This window comes from Kitasatospora sp. NPDC093558 (genome assembly GCF_040683475.1).
Classification (GTDB): domain Bacteria; phylum Actinomycetota; class Actinomycetes; order Streptomycetales; family Streptomycetaceae; genus Kitasatospora.
Genome location: NZ_JBFBDY010000892.1, coordinates 1 through 2,194, shown reverse-complemented (window position 1 = coordinate 2,194; position 2,194 = coordinate 1). Strand labels below are relative to the sequence as shown.

The following is a 2,194-nucleotide window of genomic DNA, read 5'->3' as shown; positions in this document are numbered from 1 at the left end:
AGGCCCGCGCGCTCGGCTACGCCCCGGCCGACGACGCCGAGGCCCACGCCGAGGCCGTGCACGCCGCGCACGGGCGGCCCGCCCCCGACGACCCCGTCTTCGCCTACCTGGGCGGGCAGTTCACCTTCCCCGACCTCGACGCCGACCACCTCTGAGGGCCCAACGATCAGGTGCGCAGCCCGAGTTCGATCTGCTCCAGGGTGCGGCCCTTCGTCTCGGGCACGAGGCGGAGAGTCAGCACCAGCAGCACCGCGTTGACGCCGGCGAACACGTACATCGAGGCGCCGACCCCGAGGTGGTGGCGGTCGGACATGATCGGGTAGACGGCGGTGACCACGCCGGTCGCCGCCCACAGCACCACCGCCGCGACACCCGTCCCGGCGCCGCGCGCCTTGAGCGGGAACACCTCCGCCATCATCACCCACACCACGGCGCCCCAGCCGAGCTCGTACCCGGCGAGGTAGAGGACGAGCAGCACGACGGTCAGCGTGCCGAGGGTGGCCTTGTCGTGGACGTGCGTGACGACCCAGCCGGTCAGGCCCAGCGTCACCGCCATCACGGCGCTGCCGATCAGCAGCAGCGGCTTGCGGCCCCAGCGGTCGACGACGAACACCACCCACGCGGTGAACGCGAGCTTGGTGACACCGAGGATGATCGCCGAGAACAGCGCGGTGTCGGTGGTGAGCCCGAGCGAGACGAGCATCGTCGGGAAGTACGCGTTGATCGCGTTGACGCCGCTGAACTGCTGCCCGACCGCGAGCAGCAGGGCCACCAGGAGCATCGGCCGCACCCAGGGCGCCCACAACTCCCGTACGCGGTATGTGGTTTGGGTGGCGTCGAGGCGGATCACCTCGCGGATGGCGGTGAGTTCGGCCTCGATCTCCCCGGCCGGGTGGGTGGCCGCGAGGACGGCCCTGGCCTCGTCCTCCCGGCCCACGTTCACCAGCCAGCGCGGCGTCTCCGGCAGGAACCTCAGGCCGGCGACCAGGATCACGGCGGGCACCAGCGCGCCCGCGAACATCCAGCGCCACAGGTGGTGCGGCTGGAGCCAGTAGTCGGCCAGGAACGCGATCAGGATGCCGCTGACGATGAAGATCTGGTTGAGCGAGCCCATCGCACCCCGGATCCGCGCGGGCGCGAGCTCGGACAGGTACGTCGGCACGGTGGCGGAGGACAGGCCGACCCCGAGGCCGAGCACCGTCCGAAAGCCCACCAGCGCACCGAAACCGGGAGCGAGGGCGCACGCGAGCGTGCCGACGATCACGACTCCGCCGGCGGCCATGATCGTGCGGCGGCGGCCGATCCGCCCGGTCAGCCGCGCGGCGAGGCCCGCGCCGAGCATCGCGCCCGCGGAGAGGGACGCCGTCAGGACGCCCTGGTCGAAGCCGGACAGCTGCCAGGACTTGGCGATCACGACGAGGATGCCCGCGATCACGCCGAGGTCGTAGCCGAAGAGGACGCCGCCGAGTGCGCCGAAGGCGTACAGCGTGACGGGATTGATCCTGCGGGGAGTGGCCGGACGGGTCGGACGGGTCTGGAGCATGGGGGATCGCCTCGTCTCGGGGATGGCGCGCGGGTGGTGGGTGCCGTGCGAGGGAGGTGCCGTGCGAGGGAGGTGCCGTGCGAGGGAGGTGCCGTGCGAGGGAGGTGCCGTGCGAGGGAGGTGCCGTTCCCGGGAGTGAAGCGGTCGGCGGGGGACTGGTCAAGACCTCTCGATTCGGAACGAGAGGGGAAACGACGATGGCCCCTACCCGGTGCGGGTAGAGGCCATCGAGGGATCGAGCGGCTGTCAGACCGGACTGCCGGGCTTGGTGGAGTCGCTCGGCTTCACCGGGCCCGACCACGGGGTGAGGGAGGAGTAGACGCACAGCGCCTCGCGGTCGTCGAACAGCCACCAGCGGCCCTGGTTCGGGTAGAAGTACCCGATCATTCCGTTCTCCGGGAGGTCGGCGGAGCTCGCCCGGGCCTCGCACAGCCGGCGCGCGCTCGCCTCGACGCTTGCGACACCGGGGTAGGAGCCGCTGCCGGGGAGCGTCACCGTGGCGAAGACCTCCAGCCGGTGCGGCTGGGCGCAGGGGACGACCTGGTAGTGGTCCGACCCGTTCCGGTAGGAGCGGATGTCGTCGGCCGCGCAGTCGCCCTCCTTCAGGTACCAGGAGCCGGCCCGCCCCGCCACGACCGGGTGGCCGTCGGC

The 2,194-nt window shown here is 71.9% G+C and carries 2 protein-coding genes; both read right to left on the bottom strand.

The window, feature by feature from the left end; translation table 11 throughout:
- Positions 1-166 precede the first annotated feature (166 nt).
- On the bottom strand, positions 167-1,543 hold the full coding sequence (locus tag AB0O00_RS36605; protein WP_363659023.1) for a sugar porter family MFS transporter: 1,377 nt from the start codon (positions 1,541-1,543) through the stop codon (positions 167-169).
- A 246-nt stretch (positions 1,544-1,789) separates the two neighbouring features.
- On the bottom strand, positions 1,790-2,194 hold a 405-nt coding region (locus AB0O00_RS36600; RefSeq protein ID WP_363659022.1), incomplete at its 5' end, for a septum formation family protein.

What these genes read in the sequence shown, in the direction of transcription:
- AB0O00_RS36605 (WP_363659023.1), bottom strand. Translation starts at nt 1,543, where the DNA reads ATGCTCCAGACCCGTCCGACCCGTCCGGCCACTCCCCGCAGGATCAAT.